The organism is Streptacidiphilus sp. MAP12-16 (assembly GCF_041262165.1).
Classification (GTDB): Bacteria; Actinomycetota; Actinomycetes; order Streptomycetales; family Streptomycetaceae; genus Streptacidiphilus.
The window spans coordinates 20,724-38,171 of the sequence record NZ_JBGCBY010000048.1; the positions used below are offsets into that span (position 1 = coordinate 20,724).

General features: G+C 69.3%; 19 protein-coding genes and 1 pseudogene. 9 read left to right on the top strand and 11 right to left on the bottom strand.

The features are described from left to right. Positions 1-9: 9 nt before the first annotated feature. The 3 genes from ABIA33_RS36710 to ABIA33_RS36720 all read right to left on the bottom strand — a co-directional run bounded on the left by ABIA33_RS36710 (position 10) and on the right by ABIA33_RS36720 (position 2,991). The gene (locus tag ABIA33_RS36710; protein WP_370088298.1) at positions 10-1,200 is read right to left on the bottom strand and encodes an integrase; all 1,191 of its coding nucleotides are present in this window, start codon (positions 1,198-1,200) and stop codon (positions 10-12) included. Positions 1,201-1,612: 412 nt separating this feature from the next. Further along, positions 1,613-1,930: a helix-turn-helix domain-containing protein gene (locus ABIA33_RS36715; protein WP_370088300.1), complete on the bottom strand. Its 318-nt coding sequence runs from the start codon at positions 1,928-1,930 to the stop codon at positions 1,613-1,615. Then, positions 1,927-2,991, bottom strand: a complete 1,065-nt coding sequence (locus ABIA33_RS36720; RefSeq protein ID WP_370088302.1) for a tyrosine-type recombinase/integrase — start codon at positions 2,989-2,991, stop codon at positions 1,927-1,929. Before ABIA33_RS36720 ends, ABIA33_RS36715 begins: the two co-directional genes overlap by 4 nt. Positions 2,992-3,152: 161 nt before the next feature. On the opposite strand from ABIA33_RS36720, the gene ABIA33_RS36725 reads away from it, so the two are divergent. After that, positions 3,153-3,281, top strand: a complete 129-nt coding sequence (locus tag ABIA33_RS36725; protein WP_370088304.1) for a hypothetical protein — start codon at positions 3,153-3,155, stop codon at positions 3,279-3,281. A gap of 223 nt (positions 3,282-3,504) precedes the next feature. Here ABIA33_RS36725 and ABIA33_RS36730 read toward each other — a convergent pair whose 3' ends face one another. From ABIA33_RS36730 to ABIA33_RS36740, 3 genes are all read right to left on the bottom strand, one after another. Next, a complete protein-coding gene (locus tag ABIA33_RS36730; RefSeq protein ID WP_370088306.1) occupies positions 3,505-3,786 on the bottom strand; it encodes a hypothetical protein in 282 nt (93 codons plus the stop codon). Between the two features lie 135 nt (positions 3,787-3,921). Further along, the gene (locus tag ABIA33_RS36735; protein WP_370088308.1) at positions 3,922-4,281 is read right to left on the bottom strand and encodes an STAS domain-containing protein; all 360 of its coding nucleotides are present in this window, start codon (positions 4,279-4,281) and stop codon (positions 3,922-3,924) included. A gap of 298 nt (positions 4,282-4,579) precedes the next feature. Further along, entirely contained in the window at positions 4,580-5,281 is a 702-nt protein-coding gene (locus ABIA33_RS36740) for a TetR/AcrR family transcriptional regulator (RefSeq protein WP_370088310.1), read from the bottom strand. 122 nt (positions 5,282-5,403) lie between these two features. On the opposite strand from ABIA33_RS36740, the gene ABIA33_RS36745 reads away from it, so the two are divergent. Both ABIA33_RS36745 and ABIA33_RS36750 read left to right on the top strand, forming a co-directional pair. Next, on the top strand, positions 5,404-7,137 hold the full coding sequence (locus ABIA33_RS36745; protein WP_370088312.1) for a CocE/NonD family hydrolase: 1,734 nt from the start codon (positions 5,404-5,406) through the stop codon (positions 7,135-7,137). Then, positions 7,134-8,561: an MFS transporter gene (locus ABIA33_RS36750; protein WP_370088314.1), complete on the top strand. Its 1,428-nt coding sequence runs from the start codon at positions 7,134-7,136 to the stop codon at positions 8,559-8,561. The genes ABIA33_RS36745 and ABIA33_RS36750 overlap by 4 nt, the downstream gene beginning before the upstream one ends. Before the next feature lie 390 nt (positions 8,562-8,951). Here ABIA33_RS36750 and ABIA33_RS36755 read toward each other — a convergent pair whose 3' ends face one another. Together ABIA33_RS36755 and ABIA33_RS36760 are read right to left on the bottom strand one after the other, a co-directional pair. Further along, complete coding sequence (locus ABIA33_RS36755; RefSeq protein ID WP_370088316.1) at positions 8,952-9,731, bottom strand: hypothetical protein; 780 nt, start codon at positions 9,729-9,731, stop codon at positions 8,952-8,954. A gap of 205 nt (positions 9,732-9,936) precedes the next feature. Further along, the gene (locus tag ABIA33_RS36760; protein WP_370088318.1) at positions 9,937-10,569 is read right to left on the bottom strand and encodes a TetR/AcrR family transcriptional regulator; all 633 of its coding nucleotides are present in this window, start codon (positions 10,567-10,569) and stop codon (positions 9,937-9,939) included. Between the two features lie 69 nt (positions 10,570-10,638). Here ABIA33_RS36760 and ABIA33_RS36765 point away from each other — a divergent pair, with 69 nt between their 5' ends. The 3 genes from ABIA33_RS36765 to ABIA33_RS36775 all read left to right on the top strand — a co-directional run bounded on the left by ABIA33_RS36765 (position 10,639) and on the right by ABIA33_RS36775 (position 12,822). After that, a complete protein-coding gene (locus ABIA33_RS36765; protein WP_370088320.1) occupies positions 10,639-11,424 on the top strand; it encodes an MBL fold metallo-hydrolase in 786 nt (261 codons plus the stop codon). Between the two features lie 97 nt (positions 11,425-11,521). After that, a complete protein-coding gene (locus tag ABIA33_RS36770; protein WP_370088322.1) occupies positions 11,522-12,388 on the top strand; it encodes an oxidoreductase in 867 nt (288 codons plus the stop codon). An 8-nt stretch (positions 12,389-12,396) separates the two neighbouring features. Then, the gene (locus ABIA33_RS36775) at positions 12,397-12,822 is read left to right on the top strand and encodes a hypothetical protein (protein ID WP_370088324.1); all 426 of its coding nucleotides are present in this window, start codon (positions 12,397-12,399) and stop codon (positions 12,820-12,822) included. Here the strand turns inward: ABIA33_RS36775 and ABIA33_RS36780 are convergent. The 3 genes from ABIA33_RS36780 to ABIA33_RS36790 form a co-directional block, all read right to left on the bottom strand. Next, positions 12,798-13,019 carry a dihydrofolate reductase family protein gene (locus ABIA33_RS36780; RefSeq protein WP_370088342.1) on the bottom strand — a complete coding sequence of 74 codons (222 nt, stop codon included), beginning with the start codon at positions 13,017-13,019 and terminating at the stop codon, positions 12,798-12,800. The two genes, ABIA33_RS36775 and ABIA33_RS36780, sit on opposite strands and share 25 nt — an antisense overlap. Before the next feature lie 15 nt (positions 13,020-13,034). Continuing rightward, the gene (locus ABIA33_RS36785; protein ID WP_370088326.1) at positions 13,035-13,778 is read right to left on the bottom strand and encodes a phosphotransferase family protein; all 744 of its coding nucleotides are present in this window, start codon (positions 13,776-13,778) and stop codon (positions 13,035-13,037) included. Positions 13,779-13,910: 132 nt separating this feature from the next. Further along, a complete protein-coding gene (locus ABIA33_RS36790; RefSeq protein WP_370088328.1) occupies positions 13,911-14,411 on the bottom strand; it encodes an SRPBCC family protein in 501 nt (166 codons plus the stop codon). A gap of 141 nt (positions 14,412-14,552) precedes the next feature. Here ABIA33_RS36790 and ABIA33_RS36795 point away from each other — a divergent pair, with 141 nt between their 5' ends. The 3 genes and pseudogenes from ABIA33_RS36795 to ABIA33_RS36805 all read left to right on the top strand — a co-directional run. Then, positions 14,553-15,452 (top strand): helix-turn-helix domain-containing protein, encoded by a 900-nt coding sequence (locus tag ABIA33_RS36795; RefSeq protein WP_370088330.1) that lies wholly within the window; start codon positions 14,553-14,555, stop codon positions 15,450-15,452. Positions 15,453-15,635: 183 nt separating this feature from the next. Beyond that, entirely contained in the window at positions 15,636-16,601 is a 966-nt protein-coding gene (locus ABIA33_RS36800) for an SMP-30/gluconolactonase/LRE family protein (protein WP_370088332.1), read from the top strand. Positions 16,602-16,662: 61 nt separating this feature from the next. Further along, a pseudogene (locus tag ABIA33_RS36805) lies at positions 16,663-17,359 on the top strand (transposase); the annotation flags it as partial. Positions 17,360-17,448 lie beyond the last annotated feature (89 nt).

The following is a 17,448-nucleotide window of genomic DNA, read 5'->3' on the forward strand; positions in this document are numbered from 1 at the left end:
TCCAAAAGCTCATGGCAGCCGTCCGGCGTCGACGTGGTCGGCGAGGTAGAGCATGACGCCTTCGGGGTTCATGCCGAACGCGGCGGCGACGAGTTTGGGGTCCATGGTGTTGACCAGGTCGACCAGGCGAGTGCAGCGGAGCATCCGCGGTGGGGTGCCGCATGGATCGAGGACGTGGCTGAGATAGGCGGCCGAGGCCGGGGCACGGGTGGATTTGGTCTGGCGGGTGACCATCACGTGCGGATTCTGCGTGTGCTGGGACTGGCGGTGGGTCAGGCAGCGTTGCAGAACCGACCAGCTCACCGGGTCCAGTGGCACCGGGTGGGGGCGTTGACCGAGGCGGATGGTTCGGATCTCGCGGCTGGAGGCTCCGTGCAGGAGTGCGAGGATCCCGAGCAGGGCTTCGTGGGGGTGGGCGTCCGTGGTGGTGGTCCAGCTCCGGAAGAGCACGCGCTGCTGGTCGAGGGTGAGAGTTGGGCTGGTGAAGCCGCTTCGCCGGGCGGTGTCCAGGCCGTTGGTGGGATCGACCAGGACGAGCTTGTGGGTGCGGGCGAAGCGGAAGAACTGCCGCAGGACGGTCAGTCTGCGCTTGCGGGCTTTCGGCAGCGAGGCGAGGAAGCCTTCGATGTCGTGAACGTCCGCCAGGGCCCAGTCCTGCTTCCCCCTCGCTGCGTTCAGGTATCGGGCGAGGTCGCGCATCGTGGCCAGGGCAGCCTCGACCGTGATGTCGGCCCTGGGTCTGGTGCCGGCTCGGCGGGCACGTTCACGTGCTCGCAGCAGGTAGTCGTTGAAGTCGGCCACCGCTGGCCGCAGTGGTTCGGGAACGGCGTCGATACGTCGGCGCCGACGCCCTTCGGCGAGGCGTTCGGCCTGGTCGGTGGGCAGCGCCATGGTCCGGGTGGTGAAGAAGTCCTCCAGGGCCCGGGCCAGGGAGCCCATGGAGCGTCCGGCTCGACGGGAGCGTTCCAGCAGGGCCTGGGGGTGGTTTGGCCGGTCGTCGTCCAGGAGCCTGCCGAGGCTGGTGATCATCATGCAGGCGCGGGCGACGCAGTGCCGGTCGGCGACATGGCCGACGAAGTCGCCGAGCCATGGCGGTGGCTGGGCCATGCGGGCGGCGAGGTTCGCGCCACGGACGAAGGGCCGGTCCGGGTGGCGCTGCCAGCACCGCGAGCACAGGCCCAGCCCGGCGTGCTTGCGCACCTGTCCGCACTGGGCGCATGCCCGCGGGGCTTGCTGGGCCTGGCGCGGACGCGAGCAGTGACCGCACCATCCAGTCGTCTCCCTCAACAGGCCAGGTCGTCCGCAACGGGGGCACGGTTGCAGCCGTGCCTGCGCGTCCGCTTTGCGGCGGCATTCGCGGCACAGCCTTGTGCCTGCTGTCCGGACCGGGTGGGCGCACTGCTCGCAGGCCCGCGAGCAGATGACGCACCGTCCGGTGTCGCTCTGCAGGACGCGCTGGCGTCCGCAGCCCGGGCAACTGGATCGGGCGGCGTCCTCCTGGAGGCGGCGCCAGCACCGGCAGCAGTGCTGCCGGTCGAGATAGCCGACCGAGGCGCCGCAGTCGACGCAGTCCCGCTGGCGCTTTCCCATGTCGCCCCTCGTTGTCGTGGTGTCACACCGGCGGCATGGACCGGCCGCGGCCAGCTGCCGCTGCCCGGGGCACGTCGGGCACCACACGGGGTGGCACCGCCGGGTGTTGGACCGGGGTGGTGTCCACGTCGATCAGGTCGTTAGGCGTGCACTCCAGCGCGGTGCACAACGCGGCCAGGGTGGACATCTTCACCTGGGAGGGCTCCTTGGTGAACAGCGCCGAGACCGATGCCGATGACAGTTCCAGACCCGCCTTCTCCGCCAGGAGCCGCCGCAGCTCGGTGCCGGTCCACACCTCGCGCTGAGCGGCCGCCATCCGCAGCTTCCACTGGATCCTCATGCTGTCGGGTCCTCTCCGGTCAGGTCGCCGAGTGTGCTGGCCACGGCGCGACGATAGGCGTCCTCGATGAACGTGGCCGAGGGCCGGACGTATCTCATGGTGGAGCTGACTGTCCAGTGACCGAGCATCTGCTGGATCGCCACCAGGTCCACCCCGCGCTCGTAGTTGTGGGTCGCACAGGCTCTGCGCAGGGCATGGGGGCTGAACCGGTCCGCGGCGGGGCGGCCCTCCAGTTCCATCAGGTAGTGCAGCCGGCTGCGGATGGTGCCGCGGTGCAGGGCTCCACCGGACTCGTCGGCGAACAGCACTGTCGAGTCGGGGAATCTGCCGCGGACGTCGTCGAGGAACCAGTGCAGGACCAGGTCGAGGTGGTCGAGCATGGGCACCCAGCGCGGGCGCGGTCCAGAGGTGCGGGCACCTTTGCCGAAGCGCACGTGCAGCTTGCCGAACGGACCGCGGGAAAAGTGGACGTCGGCCCGCTCCAGGAGCGATGCCTCCTCCGAGCGCAGGCCGGCGTGATAGAGCGTCCGGAAGAGCGCATAGTCGCGGGCGGCGGGCGCGTACTTGCGGGCCGTGGCGATACGGGTCTTCAGGAAGTCGAAGAACTCCTCGACCCGTTCGGGGGTGGGCGGCGGCAGCAGGGCCGGCGAGTCGTCGGCTACATGTCGCGAGGCGTTGAACTCGTCCACGGGGCAGACCAGTCGCACCCCGAACGCGACCTCGATCTCGGCAGCCTTGCGAGCCTGCAGGAACCGGTGGAAGCCCTTGAATATCTGCACGTACTCCCGGCGGGTGGACGCTGCCCGGCCCGCCACCGCCAGGTCGCCGACCACACGGTCGATGTCCTCGGGCGTGACGTCCCACGCGGGCCGGCCCAGCGCCTTCAGCGTCCGCTCCAGCAGTCCGAGGTCGTTGTCGATGGTCACCGGGCTGAAGCCCCGGGCCCGCCAGGACGCCACGAACGCATCGACGCACAAGACCTGGAACTCCCAGGGATCCTGAGTGACCGGCAGCTCAGGGACGCCCCGGCCCTCGATGAGCCTCAGACGCGACTCCACCATGCGGCACACCTTCCTCGCACCTGATGAATGAAGGTAGTACCTTGAAAACCCGTCTGTCAGCTGGAAATCCAAAGAGAACCACAGGAGGCAGAAAGGGCCAGGTGGCTGCGGGAAACCCTCCCAGGGAACAAGTGCCAGCCCCAGTTGGCTTCGATACGATCATGCCCAAGACCCTCGCCGGAGCCAGCACCGACCGCCTCATGCACCACGCCCACCTCGTGACCACCACCGGCGACTCGCACCGCCTCGCCGAAGGCCTCGCCGGCAAGGGCGTGGTCCCCCTGCACTGACCACCACCCCAGGAACACCGCTGGCCTGATGGCCACCAGCCTGGAGACCCAACGACCGCCCACCTGAGCATCTCAATGACCGTTGACAGGTCCACTGTGTATTACCCGTGCGGCGTCAGGGCGAGATAGGCGGCGCCTGCGGCCCGGCCACCAGGCCGAGATCAGCGGATCACGTGATCCCACCCGCCGGAGCGATTCAGCGAGCCGCCGCGGTGAGCTGGCGTTACGGAGCGGATGGCGCAGGGGCCGGGGTGTTGCCGGTGGCGAGCCTTCCGGCTTCGGTGAAGTGGGCCAGCCAGCGGCGTCCCTTGCGGTCTCTTCCGGGGTGGTCCGCGATGACGACCAGCCCGAGTGCCTGCAGGGATTTCAGGGTGGCCAGGTGCATTCCGCCGGGTTGCCGGGCGGCGGTCAGGCCCTGGTCCTCCAGGCGTCGGAGCTGTCCGAGCGCGTCCCACTGCCGTGCGCTGAGCCCGGTGGGCTCGCTCGTGTCCGTCGCCTCGATCATGCGTCCTCTTCCTCGGCTCCCGTGACGGTGATCGTAGCCAGCCCGACCAGTGACCTCCGCGACCAGCCGGGCACCCGGGGGAGCAGGAGCGGCCCAAGACGAGTTCCGCGACCGCGACTGCGACCGTGGTGCTTCCTAGCTGACCTGGTCCAGGAGGGGCATGCCGCTGACGGCCTGGGGCATGTCGCGGAACAGGGCGGCCGGGTCCAGGCCGGAGAGCTGGAGTATCCGTCGGTGCAGCCGGGTGGGGGCGGCCACCCGTATCGGCACGCCGGCATGCCGCCCCCGGTGCCAGGTCTCGATGATCAGCGCGCTGGCCTCCCAGCCGATGAAGGAGGCGTGGGTGAGGTCGAAGACGACCGCAGGCAGTTCGGGCAGCCGGTTCCAGAGCTGGTTGCGCACGCCGAATCTGAGGTGATCGATGTTGGCCAGGTCGACCTCGGTGGGCAGGGTGACAACCGTGCAGCCCTGCAGGCTGCGGATGCGCAGGGTCATGGCCCTCGCCTCCCGTGGCAGATGTGATCCAAGGGGTCTGGCGGCAATTCCGGTGGGTCTCAGTGTGAACCCGCAGCGAGCGGCACTACAGCCCTCTTGGGTATGAGCGGGGGAAAAGCGTGTGGACCTCCACCGCTGGCGTCCAAATTGAGCGCGCCGTCTTCATGTGACCGTTCGCGATGGTTGGCGATTTGCCCGATGCGCCGTAGCTGGTCACGGCGTTTGCGTTCACCGCAGTTGGCGAGTCCTGTCCGTGACAGTTGGCGGGCCCGCGGCGCTTTGGCGAACCCGGCCGACTCTAGGCGTCTTCGCCGTTGGCGATGGTGTCGGTGGTGCTGGGCGGGTAGGGAATTTGCCGGGCGAGGTCGTGGAGGAGAGAGAGGACGTGGTCGAGGGGGTAGTCGTCCGGTGCGATGGCGTGGTGGAGCTCGATGCCGTCCACGGCGGCGAAGATGAGTTCGCCCAGGGCGCGGGTGTGCGGATCGAGGGTGGTGGTGCCGCTGAGGGCATGGGCGAATTCGGTGATGGTCCAGGTGTTGAGGCGTGCCAGGCGGGTGCGCAGGGCGTCATCGCGTAGGGCGAGGGCAGCGATCTCGAAGTAGGCGCGTGAGGCTTCGCGGTCCTGGCAGATGCGTCGGACGGTGGCGATGTAGGCGGCCCAGCGGTCGTCCTGGGCGGTGAGTGCGCTGGCCTGGTCGGCGAAGTCGGCGACGGGGTCGGCGTACAGGAGGTCCATCAGGGCTTCGATGAGGCCGTTGCGGGTGCCGAAGTGGTAGGACACGGTGGTCACGTCGACGTGGGCTTCGCGGGCGACGGCCACCAGTGTCAGGCCGGCGGTGCCGTGTTTGAGGAGGACCCGGTGGGCGGCTTGGAGGATGGCCCGGGTGGTTGGGGGGTAGTCCTTGGGGCGCTGGTCGAGCGGGCTGCCCTGGCCTGGGGGGCGGCGGACCACCTCGCGGGGCCGGCCCCTGCCCCGGCGGCGATCTGAGTTCTCGTCCACGTCCCGCCCTTCGTCTGGCCTGGTCAGGGCCCGCGAATTATTCCCATGGTAGTCACGCGCCGTGTCTCTACCGTTCAACATGTTCGCCCTTCAGCGCTGTGTTGATCCGACGAGGACGTGGTATGCCGCACCTGATCGCCGACACCAAATGGGCTGTGACCCGCCTGGCCATGGCTGTGAACAAGCACGTGCTGCTGCCGCGCAAGGAACTGCCGTCGATGACACCGGAGCGGTTCCCCAAGGTAGCGGCCCAGCACGCTCGAGTGGCCATGCGGGACGGCATCGAGCTGTTCACCGACGTCTACCTGCCCGCCGACGCGGGCGGGTCGCCTGCCGCCGGGCCGTTCCCGGCGATCCTGATCCGGGCCCCCTATGGGGTCCGCGAGTCCTACACCTACCTGCCGGCCGTGGGCCGCTTCTGGGCCCGCCGGGGCTACGCGTGCGTTATCCAGGACGTCCGGGGCCGCTTCGGTTCGCAGGGCCAGTGGGACCCCTTCGTCAACGAGGTCGACGACGGTTTCGACACCATCGACTGGGTAGCCGGGCAGCTGTGGTGCGAGGGCCGGGTCGCGATGACCGGTGAGTCGTACTTCGCGTTCACCCAGTGGGCGGCGGCGGCTTCCCAGCACCCGGCGCTGGTCTGTATCGCCCCCGGGGACATGGGCCTGGACATGTACACGATGCTGTACGAGGGCGGCGCGCTGTGTTTGGGCAGCACCGCGCTGTGGGCCTGCGACCAGGCCGGCAGCGGCTACCTGAACTGGTACCGGTTCGACAGCGAACACCTGCCCGTGCGCGACATGGCCGAAGCCGCCGGGCTGCCCAGCCCCGCGTTTCGCGACGCGGCCGACCATCCCGCCGTGCGCGACACCCTCTGGCGGGACAAGGACTTCCGGTACCTGCTGGACAAGATCGACATTCCGGCATTGGTGTGGGGCGGCTGGTACGACAACCTGCTGCCCGCCACCCTCCAGACCTGGACCTCCCTGGACCAGCGCCGCCCGGACTCCCGTCACCGCCTGGTTCTTGGCCCCACCGACCACGAGACCAGCTGCGACTTCGACGGACGCGTGGGCAAGATCCCCATCCCCGACCAAGCCCGTAGCTGGGACCGGGTCCTGGAGTTCACCGACGCCGTCCTTGCCGGTCAGGAACCCGGGCCGCGCGTGTGTGCCTACATCACCGGGGCCGACCGCTGGCACCATGGCGACACCTGGCCCCCCGCGGAGGCCGCCACCCACCGCCTGTACCTGCACGCCGACCGGACCCTTAGTTCCACAGAGCCCGGCTCAGCAGAGGACACCGCCGAGTTCACCTACGATCCCGCCGACCCGGTGCGCTCCTGGCAGGGCAAGGACCTGTGGGCGATCACCCGGCACCTGGACGACCGGCGCCCGTTGCACCGGCGCCCCGACGTCCTGCTCTACCGCACCGCCCCACTACCCGCGCCGATCGAGGTCCTGGGCGAGGTGACCGCCCACCTGTCGGTGCGCACCAGCGCACCTGACACGGACTTCACTGTCGCCCTAGTCGACATCGCCACCGACGGCCGCACCCAGCTCGTCCAGGAGGGCATCCTGCGCCTGTCGCACCGTTACCCGGCTCTTGCACCGCAACAGGCCGAGCCAGGCCACCTGTACACGATCGAGGTCCAGGTCGGCGCCACCGGACACCGCTTCGCTCCCGGCCACCGCATCGGCGTCGAAATATCCAGCAGCGCCTTCGACCGCTGGGACCGCAACCTCAACACCGGCCACAGCGCGGGAACCACCTGGCAGAGCGCCCATCAGACCCTGCACCACGACACCGCCGCGCCCTCCAGCGTGGCCCTGCCGGTGATCGAGACACGGCCATGACCATCCACCAGACGATCACTGTACCCACCGTCACACCCCTTTCCCGGACCACACGCTGGGGCTACGGCGGAGGCGAATGGGCCAACGCCGTCATGTGGACGGCCTTCACCAGCCTGTTCCTCTACTTCACCACCGACATCGTCGGCATGGGCCCCGCCCTGGGCGGCACCGCCACACTCATCGGCACCCTGTGGAACGCAGTCCTCCAACCCTACGTCGGCAGCCGCTCCGACCGTCTGCGCTCACCGCACGGCAAGCGACACCCCTTCCTCCTAGCCGCAGTCCTGCCCTACGCCCTCACGTCCTGGCTGCTGTTCACCGACTTCGGCCTCACCGGCACCGCACGCGCCGCCTACTTCATCGCCGTCGTCCTGGCTTGGTCCACCAGCCTCACCGTCTTCTACGTCCCCTACGGAGCCCTGGGCACCGAACTGAGCACCGACTACGAAGAGCGCACCACGCTCGCCACCATCCGCACCCTGTTCTCCCAGCTCGGCGCCTTGCTCGGCGCCGCAGGACCGCTCGTCCTCGCCGGACTGCTCGCTGGCCCGATGGGGGGCGAAAGGGCAGGCTGGTCAGCCGCCGCCGCGATCTGCGGCGCCGCCGCCTCCGCCGGCATCCTGCTCACCTGGGCCACCACCCGAGGACACCACCCCACCGCACAGGCCACCGAACCCGACACCGAGTCGGCCGCCGCCTACCTCAGCCTGCTCAAATCGCCCACCGTCCGCAGACTGGTGGGACTGCTCACCTTCGGCTGGGCCCCGCTCAGCGTCACCGGCGCCGTGGCGGTCTACTACGCCACCCACATCATGGGATACAGCCAGAGCACCGCCTCACTGACCATGCTCGCCTGGTTCGTCAGCGGCCTGGCCTGGCTCCCACTGGTCCAGCACCTCTCCCACCGCATCGGCAAAACCCACACCTACCTGCTGTTCACCATCACCTGGGCAGTCATCCAAAGCCTGTTCCTGCTCCCCGACCGCGGGGACCCGCTCCTGTTCTGGGCCCTGATCGTCACCAGCTCAGCGGGCAGCACCGCAGTCGCCGTCACCGGCTGGTCCCTGCTCGCCGACGTCACGGACGTGGAGGAACTGCGCACCGGACGGCGCTGCGAGGGCACCCTGTACGGACTGGCGGCCTTCGCCCAGACCGCCACCGCAGCCCTGGTCGTGTGGCTCGCCGCGCTCGCCCTGACCGCAGCCGGATACAGCGACACCCACACGACCACCACCGCCCTGAACACCATCCGCTTCCTCAGCTCGATCGGCACCGCTGTCTGGCTCCTGCCCGGGATCCTGTGCTGCCTCAGGCTCCGCCTCACCCGCGACCGCCACCACGCCATCCGCCTGGCCCTCGACGCCCGCACCACGCCATCCCCCCTGGCCCACGACGCCGAAGCCGACCTCCTCAGGGGGCTTTGACCACAGCGGAACCACCCTGCCCCTCCCGCAGTAAAGCAACCCCGGCGGTGGTGCCGACACAGGGTCGGCACCACGGGGGCGGTACATTGCCGGGCTCGGTGGGGACTCATGCTCAGGGCGCCCAGCGGCGCAACCGGCGCGGCGGCCTTCGGCGCCGCGTGGCCGCTCGCGGCCATCGCTGGCGAGACCTGTCCGATCACCGAACCGGCCGCCGGGGCCGACAACGTCACAAGGAGGACACGGCGGTGACCGTGCAGGACCCCGACACCGACAGGCCGTCGTCAGCCCGGCTGTCCGGACGTTGGCGGCGGGGCTCCGCATTTTCGGGTCCGTACGTCTGCGCCCCCACGGCCCGGAGCGCGTGAGGGCGCGGGCGTAGCGTTGATCAGTTCAGTGCAGGTTCTGTGCCACGCGCAGCACGTCTGCCTGCGTGAGGCCGGGATCCTGTTCCTGAATCTTCATCGTGTAGGTGCCGTCGAACCAGGAGAGGGTCTCGCCCACTTGCTGTCCCGTCGGCGGGAGGACAGTGAAATGTCCTGGGTGGCCATTGACGCTGACGGACGCCCCGCTCGTCGGTGCCGAGTTGCCGACCGTCTGCGTGATGAACAGGGCTCCGTACCGGCTCGTTGCATAGCCGCGCTCCCACGAAGGCGTCGGGGGTACGACGAAGTGCGGTCCCGAGTAGTCAATGTGCACGGGGGGGCTGTCGACGTTGGCGGCGACGTCCGCTGTCGGGGTGTATCCGACTGGGAGATAACCGGGCTGCCGCAAGTCCGCGGCCATGAACGTGCCGATGCCCGACCCCTGGCCAGCGCTGCCCAGGTGCCGGCTACCCAGAGGCTGGTTGAGTGGCACCGCGAGATGCTGTGCCTGACCCTGGTCGCATACCGCGCCGGCGGGAGCGTGCCGGTGCCTCTCGATCTGCAGGGTCACGGTGCTGGACGTTTCGTCGGCGACCAGGGAAGGTCGATCCTCGCAGCCGTTCCAGAACACCGATGCTGTCAAGGTGCGGCCATCAGTACTCACGAGCACTTCACCGGTGACCGCCGAGTCGGGAGAATCTTCGAAGTAGCCGATTGCCCAAGCCGAAAGGCCGGTAGCGGCGACGGCCGCGAATGCGGCAAGGGTCACCACCCCAGCGCGAATTGACCGACGTGCCAGCGTGCCCACCTCCAAGACCTACTCTGCAGGTGGTCCGGCGACGTGTACCCGCCGCCAGACCACCGTCCTCATCTTCCCAGTCGGCCTACCCGCGATGCGGGATCAGGCGATGTTCAGGGTCCAGCCGTTATGCGTCATAACCGTGTAGACGGGCACGAAATAGGTGCCGTCGTAGCAGGCCTTGCCCGTCTGGAGTTCGCTCCGGGAGGCCGGTTCACAGCAGGGTGGCGGTGAGCATCTCGGCCAGCCACTGCTGGTAGCCAGCACCGTCCCACCCGGCCTCGGCGGTGAGCTTGGCGAACAGCGGCGTTCCGGTGAGGGCCCAGCAGGCGTCCGTGGCATGCTCCGGATCGGTGCCGCCCCGCAGCGCACCGCAGTCGGCGAGGTGGTCGACGAACGTACGGACCGAGACCCGCCGCTCCTGCTCACCGGTCGCCAGCACCGCAGCCGCCTCCAGGCCGGCCTGAGCCAGCAGTGCGGCCAGCGGCGCCAGCCGTTCGTGGACGCCCCGGACGGCTCCGGCGTACAGCCACACCTTCATCGTGGGCTCATCGGCGGCGAACACCGCGCGTGCCTGATCCCGGTCGGCCATCGCCACCGGTTCGTCATCGCCTGCCAGGGTGATGTCCCACAGCGCCTTGATCAGGCCCTGCTTGCTGCCGAACGTCTTGTAGACGGTTACGGCCGAAACCCCGGCGCGGTCGGCGACCGCCCGGATGGTGGTGGCCTGGTAGCCGTCGGCGAACAGGATGTCACCAAAAGCGCCTACCACCGCTGCGCGGGTGCGGCCCGCGGCGGCGGTGCGCTTGGGCGAGTCGTACCGCTTGCGGCTCCCCGTCGATGGCATGAATGATGTCCCTTGCAAATTGGGTATAGTGAACTATACCTAATATCGATACGCAGCAATGAGGGAACCATGTCTCGTCGCACGCAGCCCGATCGCGATCGGGCCCAGCAGGTCGCACCCTCGGTCGAGCGCCTCGGCGACGACATGGTGAACTTCTACCTGGTCGACCATCCCGACGGCCTGCTGCTGGTCGACGCCGGGCTCCCCGGCCACCTAGGACAACTGCAGGAGCACCTGACCCGCTCCGGCAGGTCGTTGCGCGACATCCGAGCGGTGCTCCTCACCCACGGCCATCTGGACCACACTGGACTGGTCGCCGCTGTGCAGCAGGCCGGCGCCGACATCTGGATCCACCAGGCCGACGCGGCGATCCTCGCCGACGGGCCGCGCAGCGCCATGCGCCACGCGAAGCCGGAACGCTCCATGTTGCCGTACCTGCTGCGCCGGCCCGCAGCGATCAGCGGCCCGCTGCACATCGCCCGGATGGGAGGCTTCAGCGGCAAGTCGGTGCGCGGCGTGCGCACGTTCCGCAGCGACCACCGCCTCGATGAGGTTCCCGGTCAACCGCAGGCCATCGCATTGCCCGGACACACCCAGGGCAGCGTCGCCTACCATTTCCCCGCGCTCGGCGTGCTGTTCACCGGCGACGCCCTGGTTACCCGCGACGACCTGATCGGGCACACCGGCCCGTGCCTCGTCTCCCGCGGTTTCACCCACGACAGCGCCGCAGCGCTCGCCTCCCTCGACCGGCTTGTCGAGCTGCCCACGGCACTGCTACTGCCCGGCCACGGCGCCGCGTTCGCCGACGGCCCCCAAGCCGCCGCCACACAGGCCCGCCTCGCCGGACAACACTGAGATCCGTACTCGATCCCAGACCCAGAAGCGTCGATCGGACCGCTGCACTCGCAGTATTTCCAGGCTCGGCAACAGCCGAGACAACGAAAGGCACGACATGACCACCACGGCTCCCGGCGGCACCCTGACCCTCGCCGACAACCTCACCTTCAGCCGGATGGGCTTCGGCGCGATGCAACTGGCCGGCCCCGGTGTCTTCGGGCCTCCCAAGGACCGCGACCAAGCCCTGACCGTGCTGCGCGAGGCCGTCGAACTGGGCATTACCCACATCGACACCAGCGACTTCTACGGACCCTTCGTCGTCAACGAGCTCATCAGGGAAGCCCTGCACCCCTACCCGGTAGACCTGCACATCGTCACGAAGGTCGGCGCCCGCCGTGACGAAACCGGCGGCTGGATCCCCTCACAGGAACCCGCAGACCTCACAGCCCAGGTCCACGAGAACCTTCAGCACCTCGGCCTCGACGCCCTGGACGTCGCCAACCTGCGCATCGCCTCGTTCGAGGGCGCATCCGACGACTCCATCGCCGAGCAGTTCGGCACTCTCGCCGACCTGCGCCGACAGGGCCTGATCCGCCATCTCGGGCTCAGCGGCGCCTCCGACACCCAGCTCACCGAAGCACAGACCATCGCCCCGGTCGTCACCGTCCAGAACCTCTACAACCTCGTCAATCGCAAGGACGACGCACTCGTGGACCGCTGCGCCACCGAGAACATCGCCTTCGCCCCGTTCTTCCCCCTCGGCGGCTTCAACCCGCTCCAATCCCGGATCCTCACCGACGTCGCCACCCAGCTCGGCGCCTCCCCACAGCAGGTCGCCCTGGCCTGGCTGCTCCAGCGCTCTGCCACCACCGTCCTGATTCCCGGCACATCCTCCCCCGCCCACCTTCGCGAGAACATCGCTGCCGCCGACCTGGCGCTGCCCGCCGACGCAGTCGCCCAACTCGCCACCATCGGCAGGTAGGGCGCAGATTGTCCAGTCCAGGAACTGGCGACTGGTGGTCAGGAGTTCCGAACTACCGGCAGGGCGTTCTGCCCGCCGGTCCCGGCGCCCGCAGCCTCACCGAGTTCTTCGCCAGCATCGACGCCCAGCTCGATGCAGTCTCGGCCGCGGCCCCGAGAACCCAGCACAACGACCGCGACGTCCTCAACCTCCTGATCAAACGCGCCAAGGTCCTACTCCTCGGACCGGCGAACTACCGCTGGTTCACCGACCCTTCCCGGGCGTCCTGCCTCAAACTCGCGGGCACCCCCACCGCGGACCGTCGGCTGATCGGGATGGTGACTCCGGCCCGCTGTCCGCAGGCCACCCACCACCCCGGTCACCGGCCCGTCTGGGCCGAGCACGCCGACAGAACAAAGATCTTCATCGGTCAAATCGGGACAACCAGCAGGTAGCCCTTGGGCGATGTCGCGCTACGGAGCGGTTCGAGGCGAATCGGCGGCAGTCCGTCCAAGAGCCGTCGCCCATGACCGGCGATCGCCGGTGCGACGACGAGCCGTACTTCGTCGATGGCGCCGGCTCCGAGCAGCGCTTGGGCGACCGAGATGCTGGCGTGGACGCCGATGTCACCGCCGGACGAGTCCTTGAGCAGCGGGCCCGCACAGCCTCACATCCGGGACCTCAGCACGTCGACCTCACAGCCCGCCGTGAACGGGTCGAAGCCGTGCTCGACCAGCCAGCGAACCACAAGCAGGCTTCGCAACGACCACCACGCGCGGATCACGTCGAGGTCGACGTCGGTGCCATAGCCGGCGACGACGTCACCGAGGTGCTCCTCGTGTCCGAGCGTCAAGGTGGCGAGGTCGAACAGGGCATCGCCCTGGCCCGCCTCGGACCAATCGATGATGCCAGTGATCTCGTCACCGTCGACGAACACGTGAGTGATCTGCAGGTCGCCGTGCGTGAACCTTGGAGTCCATGGCCGGAGCGCGGCCTCGGCGACCTGGCGGTTGCGGGTGACCAGGCTGGCGGGCAGGACGCCGTTCGTCACGAGCCGCTCGCACTCGCCGTCGAGATCCGCCGCCAACTCGTCGAGGCCCCTTCCCCGGCCGGGCCAGGGCGGCAACGGCGCGTCGTGCAACTTCCGGATGGCGGCACCCGCCGCGGCCCACGCCGCCGGGGACGCGGTCGACGGCTCGCCGAGGCGGCCGAGTGCCGTCCCCGGGACCGCGGCGATCGCGAGCACGGGCGGCTTGCGCCACAGGACCTCCGGGGTCGGGACCGGCGCCAGGGCCATTGCCTCGACCTCGACGTCGATGCGCGCCTGATCGGCATCCACCTTCAGGAACACATCGCCGACGCGCAGGGTCGCGCGCTCGGAATGGGCGACGACAACTTTGACCTCATCCATGGGCGACCAGTATCCCGGGGATGACGTCTGCGTCGCCGGGCTTACCGCGCGATGGCGAGGCTGACCGCGTCCATGGAGGGTCCAGGGGGCGTCGCTCGCCTGCCACCGTCGACGAATCCACACCCAGGAACTTCACTCTTCGGTGATCCATTGGGCGAGGGAGATCAGGGTGGCTTCGACGCTGTTCGTCATGTAGTCGCGGAGTGCGTCGAGGTCGGCGCGTGTGGTGCCCAGCACCGGGTCGAGGCGCAGGAGTTGCCAGGACTGCTCGACTACGGTGCCGCGTCCCTGGGGGTGGAAGGTCCAGCTCCACTGCACGATGCCGTCTTCGGCGCCGCCGACCACGAAGGTGAAGGCGTCGCCGGGGTCGGCTCGTACGACTTGGGAGCGGGTGGTCCATTGCCTGCCGTCCTTCTGATTGCGGCCGCTGAACCAGGCGCCGACCCGAGGCCCGGCGCCCTGGTCGAACGTGACGTCGGTCGCGTTGGGGCTCCAGCGGCCGATCGCGGACACGTTACTGACCAGGTCATAGACCCGGGCGGGTGCGGCATCGACCCATGCTCGTCTGGTGAAGGCGAAGTCTGATGCGTCCGGGGCCTCGAAGAGGTCGTGTTCGCTGGTGGTGGCGCTCAAGGCGTCCTCCTGGGTGCGTGCGGGGTGGTGCCGTGTCGGCGACACCCACGTCATCACCAGTCCGGTCGGGGAGCCAGACCCGCTGGTGCCTATCCACAGCTGGGGCAGGCTGCGCGTTTCGGGTCGGCCCATACTCGATCCATGACCGAAAAATCGCAGCTCGGGGACTTTCTGCGGGCGCGGCGCTCCCAGCTGCGTCCCGAGGATGTCGGGGTGCCCGCCTATGGGGAGCGTCGGCGGGTGCCGGGCCTTCGGCGCGAGGAGTTGGCGCTGCTGGCGGGCGTGAGCGCTTCTTACTACACGCGGCTGGAGCAGGGGCAGTCGCTGAGCGCGTCGCCCGAGGTGCTGGACGCGATCGCAGCGGCTCTGCGGCTGGACGGCTCCGAGCGGCGGTACCTGCATGACCTGGCCCGGGTGGACAGGCCTCGCATTCGGGGTCGGCGGCCTGCGCCGGAGCGTGTGACGGAGGCGACGGGTCAGTTGCTGGACGTGCTGGTGGACGTTCCCGCGATCGTGCTCGGCCGGCGCAGTGACGTGCTGGCGTGGAATCGGCTGGGCCACGCGCTGTTCGCCGGGCACCTGGACCGTGGCGCGCCGGACCTGTCGGCACAGCGTCCCAACATGGCCAGGCTGGTGTTCCTCGACTGTCATACCCGCGACCTGTACGCGGACTGGCCGAGCAAGGCCAGGGCGGTGGCGGGGAACCTGCGCCTGGTGGCGGCCCAGCATCCGCAGGACACGGCGTTGCACGCGCTGCTGGGTGAACTGAGCGCAAACAGCCCTGAGTTCGCCTCGATGTGGGCTGACCATCGGGTCAAGGCGTGCACCGTCGCCACCTATGAGATGCGGCACCCGCTGGTCGGCCCGCTGACCGTGGTTCAGCAGACCCTGAGCCACGGGCCGGGTCCCAACCTCGTGGTCGCCACCACGGAGGCGGGCTCGCCCTCGCGGGCCGCGCTGGCCCTGCTCGCCCAGGCCATCACCCAGAACACCATCCCGACCGACCCGGTACAGCTGCGGCCCAGGGCTGGCACTGGCTGACCACACACGATGTCACCGGGCGCTCGGCCAGCACCTGCGAGGACCAGGCCCACCCGGGCACGGCCGACGACCGGCCGCCGCCACGAGCAGCCCCGGCGCCGCACGGCCCCGTGCAGAATCCACCTGTCCCAACCCGTGCGTCGGCGCGTTGCTGCCGCATGCCCGAAAACCAGTGAAGGAATCATGTTCAATAAGCTCTCCACATCCGCTGTATCGGCGGCTGTCCTTGTCGCGGCCGCTGCCGCAGCGCTCAGTCCGGTGTCGGCGTCGGCCGTCTCCGCCCCGCTGAGCAGCGCGCGGATCGCCGTGCACTTCGACCTGACCAAGGGTCAGACGCCGGAGAACGTCGCCCTGGCACCGGGCGGCGCCGCGTACGTCACCTTCGCCGAGGGCCGCCAGATCGCCGAGGTCTCCCCCAAGGGCACCATCCGGATCCTGGCCACCCTGCCCCTGCCCGCCGACAGGGGTATCCACACCCCGGTCCTGGGCTTCCCGCTGACCGTCGGCATTGTCCGTGCCCACGACGGCACCCTGTACTTCCTCTACGCCACCGGCACCCCTGACCTCACTGGCGTGTGGCGCCTGCGCCCCGGCGGCGAACCGCAGCGGATCGCCGCGCTGCCTGCGGACGGCCTGCCCAACGGCCTGGCGCTGGACCCTCGCACCCGCACTCTCTACGTCACCGACTCCGTGCTCGGCACCATCTGGAGCGTGCCCACCACCGGCGGTACCCCCACCGCCTGGTCCACCGCCCCCGAACTAGCCTCCACCGGATTTCTGGGTGCCAACGGCCTGAAGATCCACAACGGCGCAGTCTGGGCCACCAACCTCGACAAGGGCACCGTCCTGCGCATCCCCATCCTCCGGGACGGGCGCGCCGGCGAGGTCCAGACCGAGGCCATCGGTCTGCCGGGGATCGACGACTTCGCCTTCACCGGCCACGGCGACCAGCTGCTGGCCGCCCTCAACGGCCCGAGTGAGGTCGCGCTCGTCCAGCCCGACGGCAGCCACTCCATCGTGTTGACCCCGGCCGACGGTCTGCAGAACCCCACGTCCATCGCCCTGCGCGGCGACACCGTCTACGTGCTGAGCGCCGCCTATGTCACCGCCAAGGACCCCAACCTGATCCTCGCCCACCTGAACGACTAGGCCGTGTCCTGCGGGTCTGTACGGTGAAGGGTGGGAAGTCCCGGACAGGAAGCGCTAGTTGATGACTAACGTGACGAATGAGACCGAGGTCGGCGAGGCGGCCCTGCCTGGAGCTGGGGACGCTGGGCTGGAGGTGCTGGAGCGGGACCTGGTCGGCCAGCTGGTGGCCCAGGCCAGGGCCGGCGGGATGAAACTGACCGGTGAGGGCAGCCTGCTGGCCGAGCTCACCAAGCGAGTGCTGGAGTCGGCGCTCGAATGTGAGCTGACTGACCACCTGGGCCGGGGCCGGCACGAGGTGACCACCGGCGACCAGGTGCCGAACCACCGCAACGGCCACCGGTCCAAGACGGTGACCACCGAGGTGGGACTCGTCGAGATCGCGGTGCCCCGGGACCGGGAGGGCACCTTCGCGCCGCAGTTGGTGCGCAAGCGCCAGCGGCGCTTGAGCGGGGTGGACGAGATGGTGCTGTCCCTGTCGGCGAAGGGCCTGACCCACGGGGAGATCTCCGCCCATCTGCGGGAGGTCTACGGCACCGAGGTCTCCAAGCAGACCATCTCCACGATCACCGACAGCGTGCTGGCGGGCATGGTCGAATGGCAGAACCGCCCCCTGGACGTCGTCTATCCGGTGGTCTTCATCGATTGCGTGCACGTGAAGGTCCGCGACAGCCAGGTGGTGAACCGTCCGATCTACGTGGCCCTGGCTGTCACCGCCGACGGCACCCGCGACATCCTCGGCCTGGTGGGCTGGGGGTGGGCTGTGGGGGGGCAGTGTGGGCGGTGCGGACGGTGTGGTGCGGGTTGGGGGCGAATGGGGCCGGGAGGCGGTGGTGTGGTCGGTGGGCGG

What these genes read in the sequence shown, in the direction of transcription:
- ABIA33_RS36760 (WP_370088318.1), bottom strand. Translation starts at nt 10,569, where the DNA reads ATGCCATCGACGGGGAGCCGCAAGCGGTACGACTCGCCCAAGCGCACC.
- ABIA33_RS36730 (WP_370088306.1), bottom strand. Translation starts at nt 3,786, where the DNA reads ATGATCGAGGCGACGGACACGAGCGAGCCCACCGGGCTCAGCGCACGG.
- ABIA33_RS36765 (WP_370088320.1), top strand. Translation starts at nt 10,639, where the DNA reads ATGTCTCGTCGCACGCAGCCCGATCGCGATCGGGCCCAGCAGGTCGCA.
- ABIA33_RS36725 (WP_370088304.1), top strand. Translation starts at nt 3,153, where the DNA reads ATGCCCAAGACCCTCGCCGGAGCCAGCACCGACCGCCTCATGCACCAC.
- ABIA33_RS36800 (WP_370088332.1), top strand. Translation starts at nt 15,636, where the DNA reads ATGTTCAATAAGCTCTCCACATCCGCTGTATCGGCGGCTGTCCTTGTC.
- ABIA33_RS36795 (WP_370088330.1), top strand. Translation starts at nt 14,553, where the DNA reads ATGACCGAAAAATCGCAGCTCGGGGACTTTCTGCGGGCGCGGCGCTCC.
- ABIA33_RS36745 (WP_370088312.1), top strand. Translation starts at nt 5,404, where the DNA reads ATGCCGCACCTGATCGCCGACACCAAATGGGCTGTGACCCGCCTGGCC.
- ABIA33_RS36735 (WP_370088308.1), bottom strand. Translation starts at nt 4,281, where the DNA reads ATGACCCTGCGCATCCGCAGCCTGCAGGGCTGCACGGTTGTCACCCTG.
- ABIA33_RS36785 (WP_370088326.1), bottom strand. Translation starts at nt 13,778, where the DNA reads ATGGATGAGGTCAAAGTTGTCGTCGCCCATTCCGAGCGCGCGACCCTG.
- ABIA33_RS36720 (WP_370088302.1), bottom strand. Translation starts at nt 2,991, where the DNA reads ATGGTGGAGTCGCGTCTGAGGCTCATCGAGGGCCGGGGCGTCCCTGAG.
- ABIA33_RS36715 (WP_370088300.1), bottom strand. Translation starts at nt 1,930, where the DNA reads ATGAGGATCCAGTGGAAGCTGCGGATGGCGGCCGCTCAGCGCGAGGTG.
- ABIA33_RS36770 (WP_370088322.1), top strand. Translation starts at nt 11,522, where the DNA reads ATGACCACCACGGCTCCCGGCGGCACCCTGACCCTCGCCGACAACCTC.
- ABIA33_RS36750 (WP_370088314.1), top strand. Translation starts at nt 7,134, where the DNA reads ATGACCATCCACCAGACGATCACTGTACCCACCGTCACACCCCTTTCC.